Source organism: Prevotella aurantiaca, from assembly GCF_015262605.1.
Lineage (GTDB): Bacteria > Bacteroidota > Bacteroidia > Bacteroidales > Bacteroidaceae > Prevotella > Prevotella aurantiaca.
In genome coordinates, this window is the sequence record NZ_JABZSJ010000044.1 from 1 (window position 1) to 22,200 (window position 22,200).

A 22,200-nucleotide genomic window follows, 5' to 3' on the forward strand; every position below is an offset into this window, starting at 1 on the left:
TAATGATTATTAGATAGTTACAAGGATTTTAAGCACATTTTTGTCATATAGGCCAAAAAAAAATTATTATATTATTGTAACTTTATTCTCGCTTTATTGTAATAATAAATGAGCTCTTGAACTTCAAGCAATAATTACAGGTGGGAGAACAAATTATATAAAAAAGCCTGATATCAATAAAATAAGGCTCAATTTAAAATTCAGAAGTAAATACATTAAAATAAAAATCTACAATTTTATCTTGACATTGAACTCTTTTCGTATACATAAGAAAAAGTATACTCTATCTTTTTTACGACAATATTTTTTAGAAAGATATTTACTTAATATTATGAATTTGAAAAAATGTAATTACGATTTCAAAAATTGTAATTACGTTTTTTTATTTTGTAATTATAAATTTTGATGCCTTCTCTTGAGTTTACACTCATGCTACAAAACATATTTTTTTTAATTGTAGTTTACTATTTGGTTTGCAATATATTTTCAAACGATACTTCTTCATAAATACTTGGATAACCGCATAAAATAGATTAGTCAATCCTAATATAGTGAAATATTTAAATTAAATACATAAGTTATCGTATAAAAAAGCTGTACTAAGAAAATATACATTGGAAACAATTCACTACAAAGTATTAAACCACTTGAAATAGAGTCGTATACATCCGATAGTGTTTTTAGCTTTCCACATGCTGTTCCGTAGGTCAAGGAAATAATAATAGTAAAGAAAGATGTTGCTGGAATTAGACCTACAGAAAAGCTACTTGGGAATAAACTTCCTGTAACACTTAATAAAGGCGATTCTGGCAATAATGCAAAGATAATATTCAATGCTATAAAGCACATAAACTCAAACAATGCAAGTCTTAATCCCACACGTTCTCTATAACGAAAATCTGATAGTCTATGTTTCTTGCTTAATAATTTTGAAAATACTTCATGAAAACCACTAGTTTTATAAACACCCCAAGCAATAGAAAATAGTAGCATCCATACAAGCACATTACTCTTTAAATTTTCTGTAAAATGGCCCACAAACCAGCGGAATCCACTGCCACTTAGTAAAGAATTAATATTTACATCAGGAAACACTGCAGTTACTAACCATGAACCAAACACGATTAGTAACTGTAGCACGATTATTCCTAATGCCATAATTCCGTACTTATTCTTCATCTGAATATAAGTTATCTATATCTATAATCCTTAATTCCAATGCACGAACTACTAAACGTGTAGCATTGACGCTTTGTCCCTTACGTTCATTACCGAATAACTTCTGTACTAGTTCGTTTTGACGCTTCTCTAAACTCTTTACGCCAAAAGGCATTCCACGTAAATTTGTAATCTGCTCCTTAGTATAACCCAAAGCTAGATGACGCAAGAATCTTTCATCATACTCATCTATTTCATAATCAATCAAGGCTTCTTGCCGCATCAGTTGATTATTGATACTGCTTTTAAATTTTTCTACTATTTTTTGTAAAATAGGTTGATTGAATACTAAACGCTTTCCACTCATTACGCTTGACACATCACCACGTGTAAGAAGTTCTCCACTTTTCAGACAAATACCATCAGCTCCAGCATCTAAAACATCTACCCATAGCTTCTCATTTAATATCTCACCTGTAAAAATAAGAACCTTTAAGTTAGGATGTAATTCTTTTGTTTGGCGACAGATTTCAACACCAATAGTTGTTGAGCCACCTAATCCTAAATCTAATAATACTAAATCGGGTAACTCAGCTTTCATCAACTTCCAATAAGCCACTTCATTTTCAGCAGTGCCTATTATATGGGCTTCTGGAATTTCATTACGAAAAATACCTTCTGTTCCTTTCAGTTCTAAAGGCACGTCTTCGACTATGATTACTTTAAAATCTTCCATAATATTTTTTTATATTATTCTTTCTTTGCTTGTGATAATGTTATACTCAATGTTGTTCCTTTAACAGTGTTGTGTGCAATAATGCCACATCGGTGACGATTGAAATACTCTCCATTTTCGCGTACTATCTGCCTACATATCATATAAGGAACATGTTCTATGCTTGGAACAAATAAATTTGTACAAGCTTCGTCAGATAATTGCAATTGCGACATATATAAATGAAGAGTTAAATATTCGGGTGATATACTATCTACATCAACCTTAATTTTTTCTTCAGCATCTTGTTTCTGTAATAATTCAAATAGATATTCTAATAAATCTGAATCACCTAATACTGCAAATCTATCCATAACTGGAGAAGAAAGTTCCATATTTTTTGTAAGAAGTTCACTAACCTTTATTCGTTTATATGTTGGTTTCAATACAGAAACTTGATGCGTTGCTTGCATGCTCAGCGTAGAATAAAGTTCTTTATAATATACCGACAACTCATCTATCGTATCTAATTCAGCATCTTTTTCAGAGATTAGTTGACTAATTCTAGATGGGTAGTACATTGTTTCGTGCTTTAATGTAGAAAGACAGTTGTCTAAAATATTGTTACTTACGTGTAGTTTATTGTTTTCAAACTCTATTCTACGCAATTCATCTTTTGCTAATTCTACATTTGTAGACCTAACATTATAACTTTCAATAGACCTCTTAAGTGCTTCATTAATTTTGTGCGTAATTTCTTTCAAACTTTCAGGGAATTTGTTTGTATCAATAGAACTTATCTTTTTTTGCTTTTCAACAAGCGTTTCATCATTTAAAAGTATTGCATTTATCTGACGTACATTTTCTACATAAGATTGGAAACGAAAACGTTGTCGATAATACATAAAATAATACAATGGGAATATTGACAAAAGAAGCAATAATAACAAGACAACTGCTACATTTTTATTAGATTTCGACCGTTGCATCATACGACAATATTCACCTAAATTCTTATCTGCCGAATTTTCTTTAAATAATAAAGTGTAAACATTGTTATTGTATTTATATAATGCCCATTCATGAAGTGCTAATGCTGCAACAGCACTTTCATTACGAATATCAAGTATAATACTAAAGTTTGTTGGAAGTTTATCGTGCAACCAATAGACCTCAGCAGGTATAATGTTATCATCAGCAATACGCTGCATGAGATGTCTTCCATTTGGGTGTAAACGCAGATAATACTTATTCAAGTAGTAACGGCAAGTATCAGCAAATTCTAATGTTCGCTTATAATCTCCTTTAATATTACTAAAGTAAGCCGAGTCAGCATATTGATTTGCAATATTTAATTCTCTAAGAGGATTATTTGGATCGTCTGTGTCAATATTCTGAGTTATATAATATTTATTTGCATACGAGAATAATGAGGAGGTAAGTAGAAAAAGCAAAATTAAGATACGTGAGATACCTTTGGGAAGACGGAAATAAAATCTACTTCCCTCACCTACTTTACTTTCTGCTCCTATTGAACAAACTGCAAATAACTTACTAACCTTTTTATATTTGTTTATAATTCCATTGCAATTCATTAAACCAAAACCATGTGATTTTACATCTTTATTATCAATAATTACCTTTCGCTCAAAAATATGAAGCAATGCTTCAGGTTCAATTCCTACACCAGTATCTTGCACAGATATTTCAACAAAGTCTTTTTCTTCTTGAGCTGATATAGTAACATTTCCTCCTTCAGATGTGAACTTACGAGAATTTTCAGCTAATGTATTGATCATGAATAATGTAAGCACTTTATCAGCCTTCACAATACTCTTTGTAGATTGTATGTTTAAGTCAATTCCTTCTAATTGAAAGCCCATTCTTGACTTTGCAACTACATCGAAAACCTGTTGTAGCGAAAAACTTTCGATGTGCAAAGACAGATCTCCTTGCCGCAATTGAACCCATTCAGTTAAAACGTTATTATATTTATTGATGTCGCTGGTAAGTTCTGCTATATAAGTATAACGCTCATTTCTTAAAGTTTCAGTTTCTTTGTTATTGCCTTTTAGTTGTTTGATTTCATGAATCATTCTATCAATTAAAGGAGTTAACGAATTAACCATGAATAGCTTGGCACGTTTTTCTACATTGCGCTTTTTGTTCTTTACAACGTTGACATGTGCAATATTGTATGCTTCTTGCACTTCTTGACATTCTTCATCAAGATCATCAAGCTCTTTTTCGTTTCGTTTCTGCCATTCTTGTAATGGTAATAATAAATCCTTCAAAGAATTACCATTAGCATTTCTTTTTCTTAAATAGTGGAATAATAAAAGCAAACCTAATACCAATGCTATCATCACCAAGACAGCAATAATCATTAAATTCAGCTGGTGCGAACTTGACTCGAGAATTCCTGCACGTGATTCTAGATATCTATCCTGACGCGTTTGTTCTTGCAAATCAAGGTAAATATTTCGATTAAAATCGCTACCATGCTTATCATCTATGGCTGCATATACCACACTTAATTGTTCACGAATTGAAGCAATTAGGTCTGGAGCTTGATTTATTGCTTTATTTTTCTCTAATGCATCTTGCAGACAGATGATGGCAGATTGGTAATCTTTAATTTGCCAATAACATGATGCTAATGTACGAAATGAACTCGCTATCTGATAAACATCACCATATTTTATAAATAAATCAGTTGCATGCTCTGCTAAATTTCCGGCTAATAAATCATCAGATACATTATCTGTATTGATAAAGCGGAGAGCCGCATAATTATCCTTCATTATTTTATCGCGTTCCGCAGATATAAGGTGTTCACTGATACCTTGTAACGAGTTTGCTTTCCAATATACATAACCATTTTGTTGTGCTGTTATAAAACAACGCATCAAATAATCAAATTCTTGTTGACTAACTTCTTTTCGTGTTCCTTTACTTAAAACACCTCCAGCTCCTACATTGTAAAGATATTTTAGATATTGTGCTGTATCATCACGAGCTATCAATTCTTCATTTATAGACTCCATTGCTTGCGCAGACAATGAGCGTAATCCGACATAAAAATAATAAGTGGAAGAAACAATACTAAATTCCGAATTTGCATACACCATGCGCTTTCTCAAATGTTCGGTTAGTAAATTTTCTTCTTCTGCAATACGTCTTTGTCTTCTTATGGCCTTTTCTCTATAATCATAAAATTCTTTATTTTTTGATTCTCGCTGACAAAGTCGCATTAACTGAATATCAGCAATTAAAAGTTCAACTTGATTATTTGTTGAGGAAAGAACATTATTGAGTTTTTCATAAGCACTTTTATACTTCATTCTTACAATATCAACAAAAGCAAGATTATTCAATGCTTCAGCTTTTCCAGCATCGTATCCTTTCGAAAGCTTTAATGCTCGTTGAGCATAAAAATAAGCTGAATCTATATTTCGATAGTGGAAAGAATAAGAAATTCTATTCAACTTATCCACTTTCTCCCTATCTACTCGTGAACAAGCTGAAAAAAAAGAACATATAACCAATATAAATATAATTATAAAGAACGTTCTGTATTTATGCCTTCTTATTTTAATATAGCTTCTATAGTTTTATTTGATACAAAAATACAAAAGAAAATCGAATAAACACCAAATTGAATTATATTTATATCGCTATGACTGAAAAATGAAGCACATATACGTCTTATATTCCAACTTTATTATTATTTTTGCAAAAAATTAGGAACTCTGTATGAGTGATAGAATAAGAATAAAAGATATAGCTGCAAAAGCGGGCGTAAGCGTTGGTACGGTAGATAGAGTCTTGCACAAACGTCCTAATGTTTCTAAGTCGGCAATGGAGAAAGTAGAGAAAGTTCTGAATGAAATAAACTACCAACCCAATGTTTACGCAAGCGCTTTGGCTTACAACAAAAACTATACTTTTCATTGTATATTGCCTCAACATACGAGCGAAGCATATTGGGAAGAAATTGAAATAGGTGCTATAAAAGCTATTGAGTTTAGACGAGATTTCCATTTAGATATAAAACTAAGACATTTCAGCCGACTCAATCCAAAAACTTATATAGAAACTTGTCACCGATGCTTGAATGAAAAGCCTGATGGAGTTATTTTAGTTCCTACTACTTTAGAAGCTACAAAAGTTTTTACAGATCAACTCCATAAACAAAATATTCCATTTGTATTGTTAGATTCTTATATGTCTGACTTGAAGCCACTATCCTTTTATGGTCAAGATTCATTCCAAAGTGGTTATTTTGCGGCAAAAATGCTAATGCTAATTGCTACAAAAGAAAATTCGATAATGTTAGTTAGACAAACTTTTGAAGGAAAAGTAACAAGCCGTCAACAGGAATACCGAGAAGTAGGATTTCGTAACTACATGGAAAAATTTTATCCTCAAGTTGTAATAAAGACATTAGACTTACCCATGGGAAAGGATAAGGAAACTTATAATGCAATGTTAGAAGATTTCTTTCTAGCTAATCCAAATATCCATCATTGCTTTGCAATTAACTCAAGAGCTTATGTTGTGGGAGAATTTATTTTAGAAACTAATAGAAAGCATGTTCAAATCATGGGATATGATATGCTTCCAAAAAATGCAGAATGTATGCGAAAAGGTAGTATTTCATTCCTTATAGCACAGCATGCCTATCAACAAGGGTTTTCGAGTGTTGATACATTATTTCAAAGTATAGTATTAAAGAAAGAAGTTAGGCCTATCAACTATATGCCTATAGAACTTTTGTCAAAAGAAAATGTAGATTTCTATCATCGTACACGAATTTAAAAAACGATTTAAATCATATAAATTAGATATTACAAAATGGATATAATACAGCGCAATTTCTTTAAACTTATTCGTTCTGGAGCGTTCAACGATAAGTCAGTTATAGAGGTAATGTCTCCATTTAAATGGAGAAGACTCTATGAAATTGTAATGTTCCAAAATGTACTTGACTATTTTGTAAGAGGTGTAAATAATAATGCCAACGATAAAAACCTTAACTTACCAGCAGAGCTAATAGAAGAGATTCAAAAAGAATTAGACTTGCAAGATGGGAGAAATTATAAACATCAAGGAAATAAGGTAACTAACAACAACACAGACCTTAGTAGCAGTTTGTTAAATAAGAAATTTCATAAAATAATCTACAATGAATTGCATAGCATTGATACCTCTGTTGAAACGTTAGATATTTTGAAGCTTATCGTTTCAAATACTAATGCGATGCTAAACCATGGCATTAATCTTGACAGTATTATCAAGTTGGGACAATATTTAAGAAACAAAGGCGATAAAATAGATTTCTTGAAGTTGGAAGGTTGGCTTTCGTCACTCCATTTACAACGTATGGCTCAACTTCAAGGCAGCATTCTTATTGCAGTTTTTGGATTTGAAAAAGAAGAGATAGATTTTGTCAAGAAGGAAGAACCTATAGCTTATAAACTAACTATAAAGATTATTTCAAATCTTGTAAAAGATACGGCAGGAGAATGGCACTTTAGACAAAATTCTGCAGGTTTTGTACAAAATAATGGTAAGATGCTCCGTAGAAATTTACGCAGAAGCTATAAATACATTAAATATGCTCCGTTGGAAACAACCAGTAATTTTATTAATGGGTTTATTAAAGGACTTTCTGAAATAGAAGAATAAATTACATTATCTAAATTATACTATTTTTATAAGACCCCAAATTTTTTATTCATAATCATCTATTACGCTATTCATCATATCCATCATTGGCTTTCCTGTTTTGACTATTTCGATTAACTTTTCCTGCCATTCATTACCTTCAAAAAAATTATCAGGAACTTTCACCCAGCAACAATAATCTTTCATTCGAAGATATTGAGCAAATTCATAATCACGTGGAAAACCTTTTGGAATTGTCTTTAGTGCTGTTAATCCAAAGCCTTTATCAGAAACAGCGTCATCCTCCCATTTTCCATCATTAGGATATCCAAACGTCATTATAAACTTTCCGTTCTCAACTATTTTGCGCCATTGTTCAATATTGGCCATTATTTCATTACGACACGAAGTAAGAATATTGGTTGGCAACCAATAAGAGCCAACTGCAACTAAACAATTACCTGGTTGTAAATGAATATAATAGCCCCCTCGCAAAGCCTTTCTTCCCTTTGCACAAATAAAAGCTCCTAAATGACGTTTGTACGGACTCTTATCAGGTGAAAAACGTGTATCACGATAAAAGCGATAAGTACAATCTTTAACATTCAAATGAGCTATTTCGCTATCAATTGTAGTTAACGTAGAGATAACTGCTTCAACACCTGCCTCAAAATCTTTTCTTACAGCTTCATACTCTGTTTTATGTTCTTGAAACCATTCCCGATTATTATTTGCAGCTATGTTTTGTAAAAAAACTAATATATTTTTTGTATTCATTTTTTCTTTTTATTTAATTTGCTATTGTCCATATTTTTAGGACAGAAGAATTCAAAAGGACATTTCTCACACATCGGACGGAGGCTCTTACAAATATATCGACCATGCAAAAGTATCCAATGATGAGCAGACGAAACTTCATTTAAAGGTATGTTACGCATCAAATAATCTTCTACTTTACGTGGTGTTTTTGCATCATCAGGTACCAATCCTAATCGATGACTAACACGATAAACATGAGTATCTACTGCTAAAGTTGGCTTTCCAAACCATACAGCTTGTAGAACATTGGCAGTTTTTCTTCCCACTCCAGGTAATTTTACTAATTCATTTGGGTCCGATGGTATTTCACCCCCATAACATTCTACTACCATACGTGCCATTTCAACTAAATGTTTTGCTTTTGAATTTGGATAAGAAACACTACGCACAAGTTCAAATACTTCTTCTACCTCTGCTGAGGCCATAGCTTTTGCATCGGGATACTTAGCAAACAACTCTGGCGTAATAGCGTTTATACGCTTGTCCGTGCATTGTGCTGAAAGTAAAGTTGCACATAATAGCTGGAAAGCTGAACTAAACATAAGTTCAGTAGATACCTCTCCAACATTTTCCCTGAAGTAATCTAAAATATAATTGTAGCGTTCTTTTCTAGTCATCTTTTCGTTTATTATTTCTTCCTAATATGAGACAAAGGTACAAAAACTTATTTAAAATTTGGTGCTTTGGCAAACTTAACGTACTTTTGCAGTATAAATAATAAAAACATAGCATTATGACAACACCTATCATAGGATTACTTGCCTTACTTGTTATTTCAATAGTTGGTTGGGCATTAGCTGAAGCAAAGAACAAAGCAATAGAGTTTACACACTCTAAAGAGGAAGAAGAAGGATATGAAGAAATGCACGAAGCATTTGAGCATAATGGAGGTAAAGAACTAACATTAAAGGACTTGCTTAAGAAAAACTATACAAGAGGCTATCAGTCTATTTAGTTTTATTTTCATTTTTTCAATGTTGCATTAGCAAAAAGAAAATAAAGACCCGAATCTCAATGTGAGATTCGGGTCTTTGTTATAATAAACGTTAGATTCAGTTTTTATAAAACAAACAATTGCATTATGAAATATAAAGCTAAGGTTGTTTATTTAAAAATTGCTTGACGTAACTTTTTCAATTAAATCATCTGGAGAAACAAGTATCTGTTCACCTGTCTCCATATTCTTTAAAGTTACTTTCCCTTGTTCTATCTCAGTGACACCTGCAAGAACAACAAACGGAATATGTTTTGCATTTGCATACGCCATTTGCTTTTTCATCTTAACAGTATCAGGGAATATCTCTGTTCTAATATTTGCCTTTCTTGCTTTTGCTATAAATGGTAACACATAGCTAGTTTCTTTTTCACCAAAGTTGATGAATAGTAGTTGTGTATCGCTGATACTTTCTTTAGGATAAAGGTCTAATGTATTCAAAACATCATAAATACGATCTGCACCAAAACTAAAACCTACACCTGAAAGATTAGGCATTCCGAATATTCCTGTAAGATTATCGTAACGTCCACCTCCAGTAATAGAACCTATCTGTACGTCTAAAGCCTTTACTTCAAAAATAGCACCAGTATAATAGTTCAATCCACGCGCTAGAGTTAAGTCGAGTTCTATTTCGTTTTTCAACTCTATTTGTTTCAAAACATCGAGAATATATCGTGTTTCCTCTACACCCTTTACGCCTATCTCACTATTTACAAGCACTTTAGCAATTGTATCCAACTTTTCGTCATTGGTACCACTCAATTCTATAATTGGTTGTAACTTTTTTATTGAAGCCTTAGATAAACCTTCTTTTTCAAGCTCTTCATTCACTGCTTCAAGGCCAATCTTATCAAGTTTGTCAATAGCTGTTGTAATTTGGATAATCTTTTCTTGTTCTCCAATAACCTCTGCAATACCTGTTAGTATCTTTCGGTTGTTGATTTTTATTTGTACTCTGATACCGAACTTAGTAAAAACGGTGTCTATTATCTGAATCAACTCAACTTCGTTGAGCAAAGAATCAGATCCTACAATATCTGCATCACACTGATAAAACTCACGATAACGTCCTTTTTGTGGTCGATCTGCACGCCAAACTGGTTGAATTTGATAGCGTTTGAAAGGCATTTGCAATTCATCACGGTGCATAACAACGTATCGTGCAAAAGGAACTGTTAAGTCATAACGTAAACCTTTCTCTGAAATTTTCGTTTGCAACTTCAATGGATTACGTGATAAAAGTTCCTCATCAGTTATATTTTTGAAGAAATCACCAGAATTGAGAATCTTGAAAAGTAACTTATCTCCTTCGTCCCCATACTTTCCCATAAGAGTCTGGAGCGATTCCATTGCTGGTGTTTCTATCTGCTGAAAACCATAAAGAGCATAAACAGTCTTTATGGTATCGAATATATAGTTTCGTTTTGCCATCTCATCGGGACCGAAATCACGCGTTCCCTTTGGGATAGAAGGTTTATTTGCCATCGTTATTATTTTCTTATTATAGTTTGTTCTCGGTCTGGACCTATTGAAATCACACCAATCCTTGTTTCTAAAAATTCTTCAAGGAACTTCACATAATCGTTAAATTCTTTAGGGAATTGCGTCTCATCTGTAAGTCGCGTCATATCAGTTTTCCAACCTTTGAACTCTTTGTATATAGGTTTAACGTCATTGATATCATATGGAAGTTCATCAATTGCTTCTCCATTTGGCAGTTCATAACCTACGCAAGCCTTTATTGTATCGAATGTATCAAGTACATCACTCTTCATCATTATAAGTTTTGTTACACCATTAACCATTATAGAATAACGAAGTTGTATTAAGTCTATCCAACCACAACGACGCTTTCTTCCTGTAACTGCACCATATTCGTGTCCTAAGTCACATAATTTATCTCCAGTTTCATCAAAGAGTTCCGTAGGAAAAGGTCCTGAGCCAACACGAGTACAATAAGCTTTCATAATACCAAACACATTACCAATTTTGTTTGGTCCAATACCTAATCCTGTGCATGCACCTGCAGAGATAGTATTCGATGAAGTTACGAATGGATAAGAACCAAAATCAATGTCAAGCATAGTACCTTGGGCTCCTTCACATAAAATAAACTTTCCTGCACGAAGTGTGTGATTGATTACGTGTTCAGAATCAACAAAACGGAAATTTCTCATGTATTCAACACCTTCCATCCATTGCTTTTCAGTTTCTTCAAAGCCTTCAAAGTCAGTCCAACCCATTGATTTCAACAAATTAAGGTGGCGTTCTTTGTGTTTCAAATATTTAGTCTCAAAATCATGAAGAATATCACCTACACGTAAACCATTTCTACTGGTCTTATCTGTATAAGTTGGACCAATTCCTTTTCCAGTAGTACCCACAAGGTCTTTGCCCTTTGCTACTTCGTAAGCCTTATCGAGAATCCTGTGAGTAGGCATAATAAGATGAGCCTTTTTAGAAATATAAAGTCGCTCGAAGAGTGGATGTCCTGATGCTGCCAAATCTTTTGCTTCGTTCATAAACAAATCTGGCGCAAGCACAACCCCATTGCCTATAATATTAATCTTCCCACCTTGGAAGATACCAGAAGGAATGGAACGCAATACATATTTCTGTCCTTCAAACTCTAAAGTATGTCCAGCATTAGGTCCGCCTTGAAAGCGTGCCACTACATCGTAGCGAGGTGTAAGTACATCTACTACCTTTCCTTTTCCTTCGTCGCCCCACTGTAATCCCAATAGGACATCAACTTTACCTGTTTCCATTAGATTTTATCTTATTTTTTACTTTGTTTCGTTCGCGCGAGAGTTTTGCTTGGCAACGTGAACAGACACCATAAATATACAAGGAGAAGCCATCCTTGCGGAAACGAGTAAACTTTGTTTCCGCAATAGCTTCCGTAATTGATGTTGATTCTATTTCCGTTACAACTCCACAAACGGTACATATCTGATGAATATGGTCGTCGTTGTTATAACAGGCTTCATATTTAGTCTGCCCTATGAAACGATGACGCACAACTAAACGCAACTCTATAAAGAGTCGCATCGTATTATAGAGTGTAGCACGCGATACTCTGAAGCTCTCTTCCGACATCTTTTCGCCTAATTCGTCAAGTGAGAAATGGCCTTGCATATCGTATACCGCATCAAGAATAGCAAATCTTTCTGTGGTCTTTCTATGATTGTTAACCTCTAGGTAGCTGTCGAGTATGCCTCTTACTTTTTCTTTGACTATATCTTTAGTCACGATTCACTGATTAAATTTCCACAAAGTTAAGGCTTTTTCTGAACAAAAACTAAATAAGAGAAATAAAAAAAAGTTAAAGATATTGGCAATTCAAACAAGTATTAATATTAAAATAGATTATAATTTTATTTTAAATTAAAGTTTATCAAAATTATAATTACAATTTTTAAAAAACATAATTACGTTTTTTTAAAAATTGTAATTATAATTTCTGCCTTCGTAAGAATGATAAAGTTAGATATCTTTATTATTGATTGATCCTTGTTTTTGCTATTGGGTATAATAATAGTGAAAAATAACAAAGCAAGAACAATCTCGCAGATGATAAATCATTTGACTGGTTAACCAATTTAGTACTTTATACTCCTTTTTGTTGTATAACTGCTGTTGGTAATTACGTCAATAAAAAAAAGGTATTAACTTGCCCTTGCAGTTAATACCTTTTTGTAAATCGTTTATTTTGCTTTTTACAATATATCAAATTTCATCAATGCCTTTTTAGCAATCATCTCATACTCTTCTCCTAAATCGCAGAAGCGCATTACACAACGATAAGCAGCTTGTTTAACAACTAAATCATTTCCTCCAAGTGCAACCTCAGCTTGATCGAGAAACTCATTCATTCCTCTTTCATTGGGTTCTTTACCATCAGAGAATAAACAAGCTAATATTTGGAAACCGCACACCTGATATAAGCTTTTATTAGATGCAAGACATTGATAAGCTAATGAAGGTGCAAAATCTACATATCTTAGCAGATTAAATGAAAGGAGCTCTACAATTTCTTGCGTTGACATCTGTTCTAACCAAATGTCTGCAATTTCTGGAATCATTTTATCTAAAGGCATTATGTAGGTTGCAAGTATCTTACATTCACGACTATTCTCTTTCCACAGAGCAATAGCCAAGTCGTAATCTTTACCATATTCATTTGCAATTTTTCGCAAATTAACCAAATCTATTCCCCAGTTTATTTTGTAATCTGCACCTTTTTCGCGCATTGATTGTGCAGTAACACCATTCATAAACAAACGAAATGATTGCTTTATCTGTTTTAGTTTCTCATGAGTTTCTTCTGCTGTCATAAACTATAATCTTTTGAATATCTCATCATTTGGTCTGTATAAGTTTCTGTATAATCTAACTTTACATCAATTATTTGGTTTGCAGAATTATACTCTAAAGTCATTATTGGATTTATAAAGCCTTTATAAGGCGCAATATTCAGCTGTTTATAACGCTGCAAAACTTCATTGTGAAGTATTTTATCTACCTTTATGGCATAGGTTTCAACAAGTTGTCGTGCCTTATTAAAATCTCCCATACTCTTTATTCGTTGTATTTCTGAAAGCTGTTGGGCAAAAATTTGGCGTAACAAAGTATAGTCATTGATGCGAATAAAGGTTTTAAGTTCATTCGTGATACTATCAGTTTGTTTGATAAACTCTATTACATTTTGCTCTTTACCTAATTCGAATGCCCACCATGATATTAAAGCACGATTCTGCATGTGCGATTCTTCTATTTGTTTATCAGGTTTGATGCGGGCTAATTGTGTCATCAAACCATTCATAATGTAAGAATAGTATTGTGCCTTAAATGCTTCTTTAGAATTTAACAATCCTAACTCTAAAAGCTTTTCATCAGCTATATAATAAAGCCCAAATAAGTCTGCTCGTGCTTCTTCTATGGTATTACCATAGTTTTTAAGTGAGTCTGGATCTATTCCTGGAAGTAGTTTTCCACTACCATGTCCTAAGCATTCATGCAAATCCGTATGTAATTCGTCAGTTAAATTACCAAAGGTTTTTAGTAACGCTCGAGTTTGATTATCAATAACAAATTCTTCTAAAAAACCATTTCCTTTCGCAGCCATATCGTAAGCATGAGTAAGATTAGAAATGGTAACACTTTTTGAACCATATTCAGCTCTTATCCAATCTGCATTAGGCAAATTTATACCTATTGCAGATGCTGGGTATTCATCTCCACCAAGCATTGCAGCACAAACAACATTTGCAGTAACTCCTTTCACCACTTCTTTTTTAAATTCTTTATCTATAGGAGAATGGTCCTCAAACCATTGAGCATTAGTTGAAATTGTTTGTGTTCGCTTTGTCGCCTCTAAGTTTTTGTAATGTACTATGCCTTCCCACGAACCTTTTAAACCTAGTGCATCACCATAAACTTCTATAAATCCATTAATAAAATCTACTTGACCATTACATTCAGTTACCCATTTAATAGAGTACTTATCAAAATCTGAAAGTTCTCCTGATGTATAATATGTAATGAGTAATCGGATTATTTCTTTTTGATCGTCATTTTCACAGTAATCAATAGCTTTTTCCAACCAATGAATAATCTGCTCTATGGTTTCTCCATAGCGTCCATTAAGCTTCCAAACAATTTCTTCAATTAAGTCTCCATGCTTTACTAATGTGGAATTTAATCCAAATGATAAACGTTTATCAATTGCTTTATTTTTTTGTTCAGAATAGTAGTATTCTACTTCTTTCTGGCTAACACCTTCGTAATAATTGTTTGCCGAAGTTAATATAACATCAGTTCCTTCTGCCTTGTTTACTCTTTTTGGCATGCAGTCCGGATTGAATATTACTTCGCTTAATGTATTAATGAATTCAGAAAGAGATTCTTTAGTAGAAAGACCTAGTTTAGTTTTACCAACAATATTTAGTGCTTCTATAAAATAATTGCGAGAAAAAGTTGGTGTAAATTTATCCATTGCATAATGATGATGAATACCATTTGCAAACCAAACTTTTTTTAGATACAACTCTAAAGCTTTAAAGTCATCGCTATCATCTTTATACCTTTCTTTAACTATACACTCTAAGGCTTTTCTAATTTTCAAGTTATACTGACCAAACTGATGGAAAGTTATATCTCGTCCCCACAATGTAGCTTGTGCAAGACAATAAATATATAGTTTTTGTTTTAACGTGAGGTCCTTAAATCCATCTAAACGATAGCGTAGCATTTGTATATCGTCAAATCGTTCCGACGAATAACTAAAAGAATCTTCATCCATTTTTATAACATTATTTACTAACTCCCCTACTTCGCTTCAACATCAACAGTTTCTTTACTTAGTGGACGCAAAGCATTTAGTTTAAATTCACGAGGAGTCATTCCATTAATACGATAGAAAGAAGCATAGAATGATTGGCGATTTGCAAAGCCTACCATAGTGCTTATATCTTCCATATTCAAGTCTTTATACTTCTTTGATGAAAGAATAGCCATAGCCTCTTCTATTCTGAATTTATTTACAAATGAAGTATAGTTCATATTGAACTTTACATTCACAACTGCAGAGATGTATCTTGTGTTGGTTTCCAAGTCCTCCGCAAGTTGTTTTGCGGAATAATCCTTATCCCGATATCTCTGTTGAAAGAGTATTATATTTAGGATTTGGTCTTTTAACTCTTCCATTAATTTTGGACTTACAAGACCACGATACGTGGCTGCTTTTTCCTTTTTTCCTGTTATATTATACTTTCCCATAATAGCTAATTTAGATAAGTTACTGTTAAGCTGTTTCTTTTGCAAATTTAAATATTTTTTTTTGCAAAGTCAATTTTTAACCAACCTTTTTTCTATTATATACAAAATTATACGTAAAAAATAGAAAAAAGAGCGTATTTAAGCTTATTCAAAGTTAATTTTTAATGATTATATGTGATAATTTTTTTTAAGGATATTAATGCCTAATAAACTAAATGAAAAAATCGAGATACTAACTCTTCAAAACTATATCGATTGCTCAATAAAATCTTTTAGGGTTTGTATCTCGATTAATATTTTATAAGTCTAATCCTTTTACACCTATTTTATATTGAGGGAAAAGGTTAGTCTAAGTTCTTCATCTGTTCAGCTACTTCATTTAGAATACGCTGTACAAATCCCTCTTTACTCATAGTTGCTTGATCGCCACCACCTTGCTGGCGCATAGAAACTAAGCCATCTGCCATTTCTTTTTCACCAACAATAACCATGTAAGGAATACGCTTTAATTCGTTATCACGAATCTTGCGTCCTATCTTTTCATTGCGATCATCTACCAAAGCTCGTACGTCATGCGCATCAAAGAATTGTCGTAATTCTTGTGCATATTCGTTGTATTTCTCTGAAATAGGAAGAATAGCAACTTGGTCTGGTGTCAACCACAACGGGAAGTGCCCTGCTGTATGTTCAATAAGTACAGCAGTAAAGCGCTCCAAAGAACCAAATGGAGCACGATGAATCATAACAGGAGTCTGTTTTGTGTTGTCCTCTGCTGTATATTCCAATTTAAATCGGTTAGGCAAATTATAATCAACTTGGATTGTACCTAACTGCCAACGACGACCAATGGCATCTTTCACCATAAAGTCAAGTTTAGGACCATAGAATGCGGCTTCTCCAATTTCCACTCTCGCATTCAGTCCTTTTTCTGCACAAGCCTCCTTAATGGCACGTTCGCTTTCTTCCCAAACATCGTCAGAACCTATGTATTTTTCTTTGTCAGCTGGATCACGAAGCGAAATCTGTGCTTCATAGTTTTTAAAACCAAATGTTACGAATACTTTTAAGATAATATCAATAACATCTTCAAACTCTTTCTTTACTTGTTCAGGACGTACAAAAAGGTGAGCATCATCTTGAGTAAAAGTACGAACACGAGTCAAACCATGTAATTCTCCACTTTTTTCATAACGGAATACAGTTCCAAATTCGGCAATACGCAGAGGAAGATCCTTATAAGAACGGGGTTTATATGCAAATACTTCACAATGGTGAGGACAGTTCATAGGCTTGAGCATATATTCCTCACCTTCTTCGGGTGTTTGGATTGGCTGGAATGCATCTTTACCATAATGAGCATAGTGTCCTGATGTTACATAAAGATTTTTACCACCAATTCCAGGTGTAATAACTTCTTGGTAATTGTACGGACGTTGTAATTTACGTAGTACTTCTTGTAAACGGAGACGAAGTTGTGTACCTTTAGGTAACCAAATAGGAAGTCCCTTACCAACACGATCTGAGAACATAAAGAGTTCCATCTCTTTACCAATTTTGCGATGGTCACGCTTCTTTGCCTCTTCCAACATTACAAGATACTCGTCAAGCATCTTCTTTTTGGGGAAAGTTATACCATAAATTCGTGTTAGCTGATCACTCTTTGCATCGCCACGCCAAAATGCTCCAGCAACACTTGTTAGTTTAACTGCTTTAATTGCTCCTGTAGACATAAGATGCGGACCACGACAAAGATCTGTAAAATTACCTTGTGAATAAGTTGAAATTGTACCATCCTCAAGATCTTCAACTATATGTTCAACTTTATATTCCTGTCCATCAGCAGTAAATTCCTTAACGGCATCAGCCTTTGCTACTTCTCTACGAATAATTTTAGAATCTTTTTTTGCTAATTCAAGCATCTTCTGCTCAATTTTAGGAAAGTCTGTTTCTGAAATAACTTGCCCATTAGCTGTTTGCACATCGTAGAAAAATCCATTTTCAATTGCAGGACCAAAACCGAACTGAATACCTGGATAGAGCTCTTTTAATGCTTCTGCAAGTAAGTGAGCAGATGAATGCCAAAATGTGTGCTTTCCTTCTTCATCCTCAAACTTATAAAAAACTATCGTTGCGTCCTCATTAATAGGACGATTTAACTCAGTTGTTACACCATTAATCCCACAAGATACAACGTTGCGAGCAAGAGCCGGTGAAATACTCTCTGCTATTTGAAGCCCAGTTACTCCCTGTTCAAATTCTCGAACAGAACCATCTGGAAAAGTGATTTTAACCATAATACAAATTAGTTTTATAAATCGATATGGTACAAAGGTACAACTTTCTTATGAGAATAAGCCAATATTCTCCAAGTTTATCTAATTTTTATATTATAAAACACAACCAATATAAATATAAAAGTTGAAACCATCAATTAAGTTTCATCTTTATTGCCTTCGATTGTTGATGTGTATTTGCTTTATCAACTTTCTGCATTAACAAAGAGCTATTAGTCAATGAATTTATTTTCCATGAATCGTTCTTTGCACTTCTGATACTTTTTTCTTTAGGCTTACGTCCAGATTTAACTTCTTCAATTAATTTTTGAGCAGCAGAAAACTTTGGCCACCTTTTAGTTATAAGCAACAAATACGATAATGCCTCATTATTTCTGTCTGTCATATACAAGCAATATGCTCTATTAAAACAATATTCCTGATTATTTTGATCAATTTCTAGAGCTTTTGTATAGGCTTTAAAAGCATTATCATAATCTCCCTCACGAATACAAACCATACCATAAAGATCGTAAATATCAGCAATATAAGGCTGTAGCTGTAATGCCTTTTGACAGTCATCATCAGCACCTTTATAATCTTCAAGATGATATTTGGATAGTGCCATTAAATACCATGCTTCATAAAGGTTTGGTTTTAAAGCGACAATTCGTTGGAATATCTCAATAGAAAGAATGTAATATCCATTATCAAGCGAATGTCTTCCCTCCTCCATTAGTTTTTTAATGTTGTATTGAGCAAAGGAAGGCAAGGTAATTAAAGTCAATATGGATATTACGAGGCTCCGAAACATCTTATTTCCGGTTAGCTGATTTCACTTTATAGTGGCAATTAAAACTACCCGATACCAAAGCTTTCATCTTCTTATTTATCATTTGTTTGCGGAAAGATGAAATTCTATCAGTAAAGACTTTACCTTCAATATGATCAAATTCATGTTGAATAACCCGAGCCAAATATCCATCTATCCACTCATCATGCTCTTTAAGTTCTTCATCAAAATACTTCACATGAATTCGAGTAGGACGAGTTACATTTTCATGTATTCCTGGTAATGACAAACATCCTTCTTCAATGGTTTCTGTTTCTGTATCATCAAATTCTAATATATGTCCATTTATAAATGCACGACGAAATCCTTTATATTCAGGAAAATGCTCTGAAATTACATCTAAATCAATAACAACTACACGAATTGGCTTACCAATCTGAGGAGCTGCTAAACCGATACCATCACAGGCAGTACAAGTTTCGAACATGTCAGCTATCAGCTGCTGTAAGTTAGGATAGTCCAACGGAATGTCTTCAGCCACTTTACGAAGCACTGGTTGACCTAAAGTATATATTGGTAATATCATTTTTTCTTAATCATTATAAATAGGTATGTAAATTCAATACCTGTTTAAAATCTTTTGGACCGCATATAATCTTGCAAAATAATAGTAGCAGAAATTTCATCTACAAGTCCTTTATCCTCTTTGCGTGTCTTTTTCTTCACTCCGCTAGCTAAGATAGTTTGTTGAGCAAGCACAGAAGTAAAACGTTCATCATAATACTCAATTGGAATATGAGGAATTTCCTTTTTCCAACGATTAACAAATTGCCCTACTCTTGCTAAATTTTCACTTGGTTGTCCATTTAATTGCACTGGACGACCAATCACAATGCGTTCAACTTCCTCTTTTGCTATATAATCTTTAAGGAAATCAAATAGTTTAGATGTAGCAACAGTTACCAATCCATTAGCAATAATTTGCAAAGGGTCGGTAACTGCTAAACCTGTTCTTATTTTTCCGTAATCAACAGATAAAATTCTGCTCATTATCTAGAATAAAGTAACCACGCATCAGGATACTGAGAACGTAATTGGTTACGGCTCTGAACAGCGGAAGCTTTGCTATCAAATGTAGATGCCACAACACGATACATGCTATTACCACTATTAAAAGCAACCTGCGCATCGTATCCTGTATTCTTCAATCTTTGTTGGAAATTGTAAGCATTTGCTTTTACACCGAATGACCCAACAACAACACTATAAGACTTCAAGCCTGCTCCGTCAACAACTGAAACCTCTTCATGGCGAACAGGTACATTGTCATAGTTGTCTTCAACACGTGTATCAGTTACAGTTTGTGTTTCAACTGGAGCAACTACAGGAACATCTGATGACCCAGTTGCAGTTTCGTCGGTTGTATAGCCTGAGCGCTCTTGTGCCTTAGCTTTTTCATATGCCTTTTTGTATGCACTCTCGCTCGATTTACAACCTGTAAATGCCATCGCAACACACATAGCTGCGCCAAAAATCATCAATTTCTTCATATTCTTTTCTGTTTTTATTTGATAATATTCTCTTTATTTCAATATTCGATTGTGCGAAATTACGAATTTAGCTGCAAACTAAACAGATTATACTAACTAAAGTTTGTTAAATAAACAATTTACAAAGAAATTAACACAAAAAAGCTGCCAATAATTATTATAACTCAGAATAAATTGGTATATTTGCGTTTGATAAGATTTATGTTTAACAAATAAAATTGATAAATTATGAAAACTTTAGGTTATATTGGCGCTTTTTTGGGAGGTGCTATTGCTGGTGCTGCATTAGGTATATTAATGGCTCCAGAAAAAGGTGCTGATACACGTACAAAAATTTCTGATGCTGTAGATGACTTCTGCAAGAAGCACGATATTAAACTTAGCCGCAAAGAAGCAGAAGAGTTTGTAGAAGATATTAAGGACGCAGCTTCTGACGTTCTCTAAACGATATTATGTTCTCGAACGATAACAATGTAGAAACGCTTGCACAGCTCATTGAGCGACTGAGGCATTATATTGGGCTTCAAACAGAATATATTAAGCTTGATGTAATAGAAAAGGTGGTGCACATATGCACGGCTATCGCTATATTTTTCGCAATAGTGGGCTTGTTTTCATTAGCACTTATCTACTTCTCGTTCGCTGCTGCTTATGCGTTACAAACATTAGTAGGCTCATTAGTTTATGCTTTCCTCCTTGTTGGTGGAAGTTATATACTACTTCTTATTTTAATTATTGTCTTCCGCCATCGGTTTATTGAAAGACCACTTGTTAAGTTCTTGGCAAGTTTATTAATGTCAAAATAAGTTTCTTATGTATAGTAATTCAGAAAATGAACTCGTATATAAAAGTTTGAGCGAAATTCGTTTACGGAAGACACAATTGCTTACCGACATTAATAAAGAGAGTAAACAGATTTCTATTTTATGGAATAATGTTTTCCATAAACCTAAGAAATCGTCTGCTCCAACGAAGAAACTTTCTAACTTAATGTCTTCAAGTGTAAGTATTGCTGATGCTGCTATATTGGGCTGGAAGCTCTATAGACGCCTTAATGGCAAACCAAGTCTTTTTAGTTTTTTCAGTAAAAAGAAAAAAAAGAAGTGAGAATATACGACCGAGAATAGGGTTTCAACATTTACTTAAGATTAACTATAAATGCCGAATTGTTTTTATAAAATTCGGCATTTATGTTTTATCAACCCATCTAAAATGAAAAGTCAAACATTAATCTAATGTATATTCCATAATAATAAAAGCCATTTAATCAAGATATAAAAAATTTTTGTGATAGACTAAATCCTTCAAAATTCCATAATTTGAATGTGTCATAATTATATAATGGTATTTCTCGACTTTTACTTTTTTAGAAATACAATCATTTAAACTAGAGGCGTAATGGACATTTGGTAGGCTGAAAAGCTCACGGATTTTAGTAATGGACA

23 protein-coding genes are annotated in these 22,200 nt (G+C 33.4%); 6 read left to right on the forward strand and 17 right to left on the reverse strand.

Annotated elements, in window-relative coordinates; all coding sequences use genetic code 11:
* Window positions 1–543: 543 nt before the first annotated feature.
* Genes HXN26_RS08005 through HXN26_RS08015 form a run of 3 tightly spaced genes read right to left on the reverse strand, consistent with a single transcriptional unit; the run spans window position 544 to window position 5,370 of the window.
* A complete protein-coding gene (locus HXN26_RS08005; protein ID WP_273160434.1) occupies window positions 544–1,158 on the reverse strand; it encodes an AbgT family transporter in 615 nt (204 codons plus the stop codon).
* Window positions 1,159–1,168: 10 nt separating this feature from the next.
* Window positions 1,169–1,894: a DUF5932 domain-containing protein gene (locus HXN26_RS08010; protein WP_025000246.1), complete on the reverse strand. Its 726-nt coding sequence runs from the start codon at window positions 1,892–1,894 to the stop codon at window positions 1,169–1,171.
* Between the two features lie 14 nt (window positions 1,895–1,908).
* Complete coding sequence (locus HXN26_RS08015; RefSeq protein WP_273160439.1) at window positions 1,909–5,370, reverse strand: sensor histidine kinase; 3,462 nt, start codon at window positions 5,368–5,370, stop codon at window positions 1,909–1,911.
* 259 nt (window positions 5,371–5,629) lie between these two features.
* Between HXN26_RS08015 and HXN26_RS08020 the strand changes: the two genes are divergently transcribed.
* Window positions 5,630–6,694 (forward strand): LacI family DNA-binding transcriptional regulator, encoded by a 1,065-nt coding sequence (locus HXN26_RS08020; RefSeq protein WP_273160441.1) that lies wholly within the window; start codon window positions 5,630–5,632, stop codon window positions 6,692–6,694.
* Between the two features lie 36 nt (window positions 6,695–6,730).
* A complete protein-coding gene (locus tag HXN26_RS08025; RefSeq protein ID WP_273160443.1) occupies window positions 6,731–7,564 on the forward strand; it encodes a hypothetical protein in 834 nt (277 codons plus the stop codon).
* Window positions 7,565–7,609: 45 nt separating this feature from the next.
* Here the strand turns inward: HXN26_RS08025 and HXN26_RS08030 are convergent, their stop codons facing one another.
* Both HXN26_RS08030 and nth read right to left on the reverse strand, forming a co-directional pair.
* On the reverse strand, window positions 7,610–8,320 hold the full coding sequence (locus HXN26_RS08030) for a DUF2461 domain-containing protein (RefSeq protein WP_273160445.1): 711 nt from the start codon (window positions 8,318–8,320) through the stop codon (window positions 7,610–7,612).
* Complete coding sequence (gene nth, locus HXN26_RS08035) at window positions 8,317–8,979, reverse strand: endonuclease III (RefSeq protein WP_273160447.1); 663 nt, start codon at window positions 8,977–8,979, stop codon at window positions 8,317–8,319. Before nth ends, HXN26_RS08030 begins: the two co-directional genes overlap by 4 nt.
* Window positions 8,980–9,095: 116 nt before the next feature.
* Between nth and HXN26_RS08040 the strand changes: the two genes are divergently transcribed.
* Window positions 9,096–9,317 (forward strand): hypothetical protein, encoded by a 222-nt coding sequence (locus HXN26_RS08040; protein WP_025000241.1) that lies wholly within the window; start codon window positions 9,096–9,098, stop codon window positions 9,315–9,317.
* A gap of 153 nt (window positions 9,318–9,470) precedes the next feature.
* On the opposite strand, the gene hisS is transcribed toward HXN26_RS08040, so the two are convergent.
* The 11 genes from hisS to HXN26_RS08095 all read right to left on the reverse strand — a co-directional run bounded on the left by hisS (window position 9,471) and on the right by HXN26_RS08095 (window position 20,755).
* A complete protein-coding gene (hisS, locus tag HXN26_RS08045) occupies window positions 9,471–10,844 on the reverse strand; it encodes a histidine--tRNA ligase (protein ID WP_273160448.1) in 1,374 nt (457 codons plus the stop codon).
* Window positions 10,845–10,849: 5 nt separating this feature from the next.
* Window positions 10,850–12,127 (reverse strand): adenylosuccinate synthase, encoded by a 1,278-nt coding sequence (locus tag HXN26_RS08050; protein WP_273160450.1) that lies wholly within the window; start codon window positions 12,125–12,127, stop codon window positions 10,850–10,852.
* Window positions 12,114–12,611, reverse strand: a complete 498-nt coding sequence (locus HXN26_RS08055; protein ID WP_025000238.1) for a Fur family transcriptional regulator — start codon at window positions 12,609–12,611, stop codon at window positions 12,114–12,116. Before HXN26_RS08055 ends, HXN26_RS08050 begins: the two co-directional genes overlap by 14 nt.
* Window positions 12,612–13,078: 467 nt before the next feature.
* Complete coding sequence (locus tag HXN26_RS08060; protein ID WP_273160452.1) at window positions 13,079–13,696, reverse strand: DNA alkylation repair protein; 618 nt, start codon at window positions 13,694–13,696, stop codon at window positions 13,079–13,081.
* Window positions 13,693–15,663, reverse strand: a complete 1,971-nt coding sequence (locus HXN26_RS08065; RefSeq protein WP_273160455.1) for a dipeptidyl-peptidase 3 family protein — start codon at window positions 15,661–15,663, stop codon at window positions 13,693–13,695. The genes HXN26_RS08060 and HXN26_RS08065 overlap by 4 nt, the downstream gene beginning before the upstream one ends.
* Window positions 15,664–15,689: 26 nt before the next feature.
* Entirely contained in the window at window positions 15,690–16,139 is a 450-nt protein-coding gene (locus HXN26_RS08070) for a helix-turn-helix domain-containing protein (RefSeq protein WP_025000235.1), read from the reverse strand.
* Between the two features lie 344 nt (window positions 16,140–16,483).
* A complete protein-coding gene (thrS, locus tag HXN26_RS08075; protein WP_273160457.1) occupies window positions 16,484–18,433 on the reverse strand; it encodes a threonine--tRNA ligase in 1,950 nt (649 codons plus the stop codon).
* Between the two features lie 133 nt (window positions 18,434–18,566).
* Window positions 18,567–19,226 carry a tetratricopeptide repeat protein gene (locus tag HXN26_RS08080; protein ID WP_273160459.1) on the reverse strand — a complete coding sequence of 220 codons (660 nt, stop codon included), beginning with the start codon at window positions 19,224–19,226 and terminating at the stop codon, window positions 18,567–18,569.
* Between the two features lies 1 nt (window position 19,227).
* Window positions 19,228–19,791, reverse strand: coding sequence for a peptide deformylase (def, locus tag HXN26_RS08085; protein ID WP_273160461.1), 564 nt, complete (start codon window positions 19,789–19,791; stop codon window positions 19,228–19,230).
* A gap of 44 nt (window positions 19,792–19,835) precedes the next feature.
* On the reverse strand, window positions 19,836–20,255 hold the full coding sequence (ruvX, locus tag HXN26_RS08090; protein ID WP_273160463.1) for a Holliday junction resolvase RuvX: 420 nt from the start codon (window positions 20,253–20,255) through the stop codon (window positions 19,836–19,838).
* Entirely contained in the window at window positions 20,255–20,755 is a 501-nt protein-coding gene (locus HXN26_RS08095) for an SPOR domain-containing protein (protein WP_025000230.1), read from the reverse strand. Before HXN26_RS08095 ends, ruvX begins: the two co-directional genes overlap by 1 nt.
* 228 nt (window positions 20,756–20,983) lie before the next feature.
* Between HXN26_RS08095 and HXN26_RS08100 the strand changes: the two genes are divergently transcribed.
* From HXN26_RS08100 to HXN26_RS08110, 3 genes are read left to right on the forward strand one after another with little or no spacing between them, the layout of a single operon-like run.
* The gene (locus tag HXN26_RS08100) at window positions 20,984–21,199 is read left to right on the forward strand and encodes a YtxH domain-containing protein (RefSeq protein ID WP_014710032.1); all 216 of its coding nucleotides are present in this window, start codon (window positions 20,984–20,986) and stop codon (window positions 21,197–21,199) included.
* Between the two features lie 8 nt (window positions 21,200–21,207).
* Window positions 21,208–21,561, forward strand: a complete 354-nt coding sequence (locus HXN26_RS08105; protein WP_025000229.1) for a phage holin family protein — start codon at window positions 21,208–21,210, stop codon at window positions 21,559–21,561.
* 7 nt (window positions 21,562–21,568) lie between these two features.
* A complete protein-coding gene (locus HXN26_RS08110; RefSeq protein ID WP_273160474.1) occupies window positions 21,569–21,862 on the forward strand; it encodes a hypothetical protein in 294 nt (97 codons plus the stop codon).
* A 156-nt stretch (window positions 21,863–22,018) separates the two neighbouring features.
* Here HXN26_RS08110 and HXN26_RS08115 read toward each other — a convergent pair.
* The coding region (locus tag HXN26_RS08115; RefSeq protein ID WP_273160477.1) for a hypothetical protein at window positions 22,019–22,200 on the reverse strand (182 nt) is incomplete at its 5' end.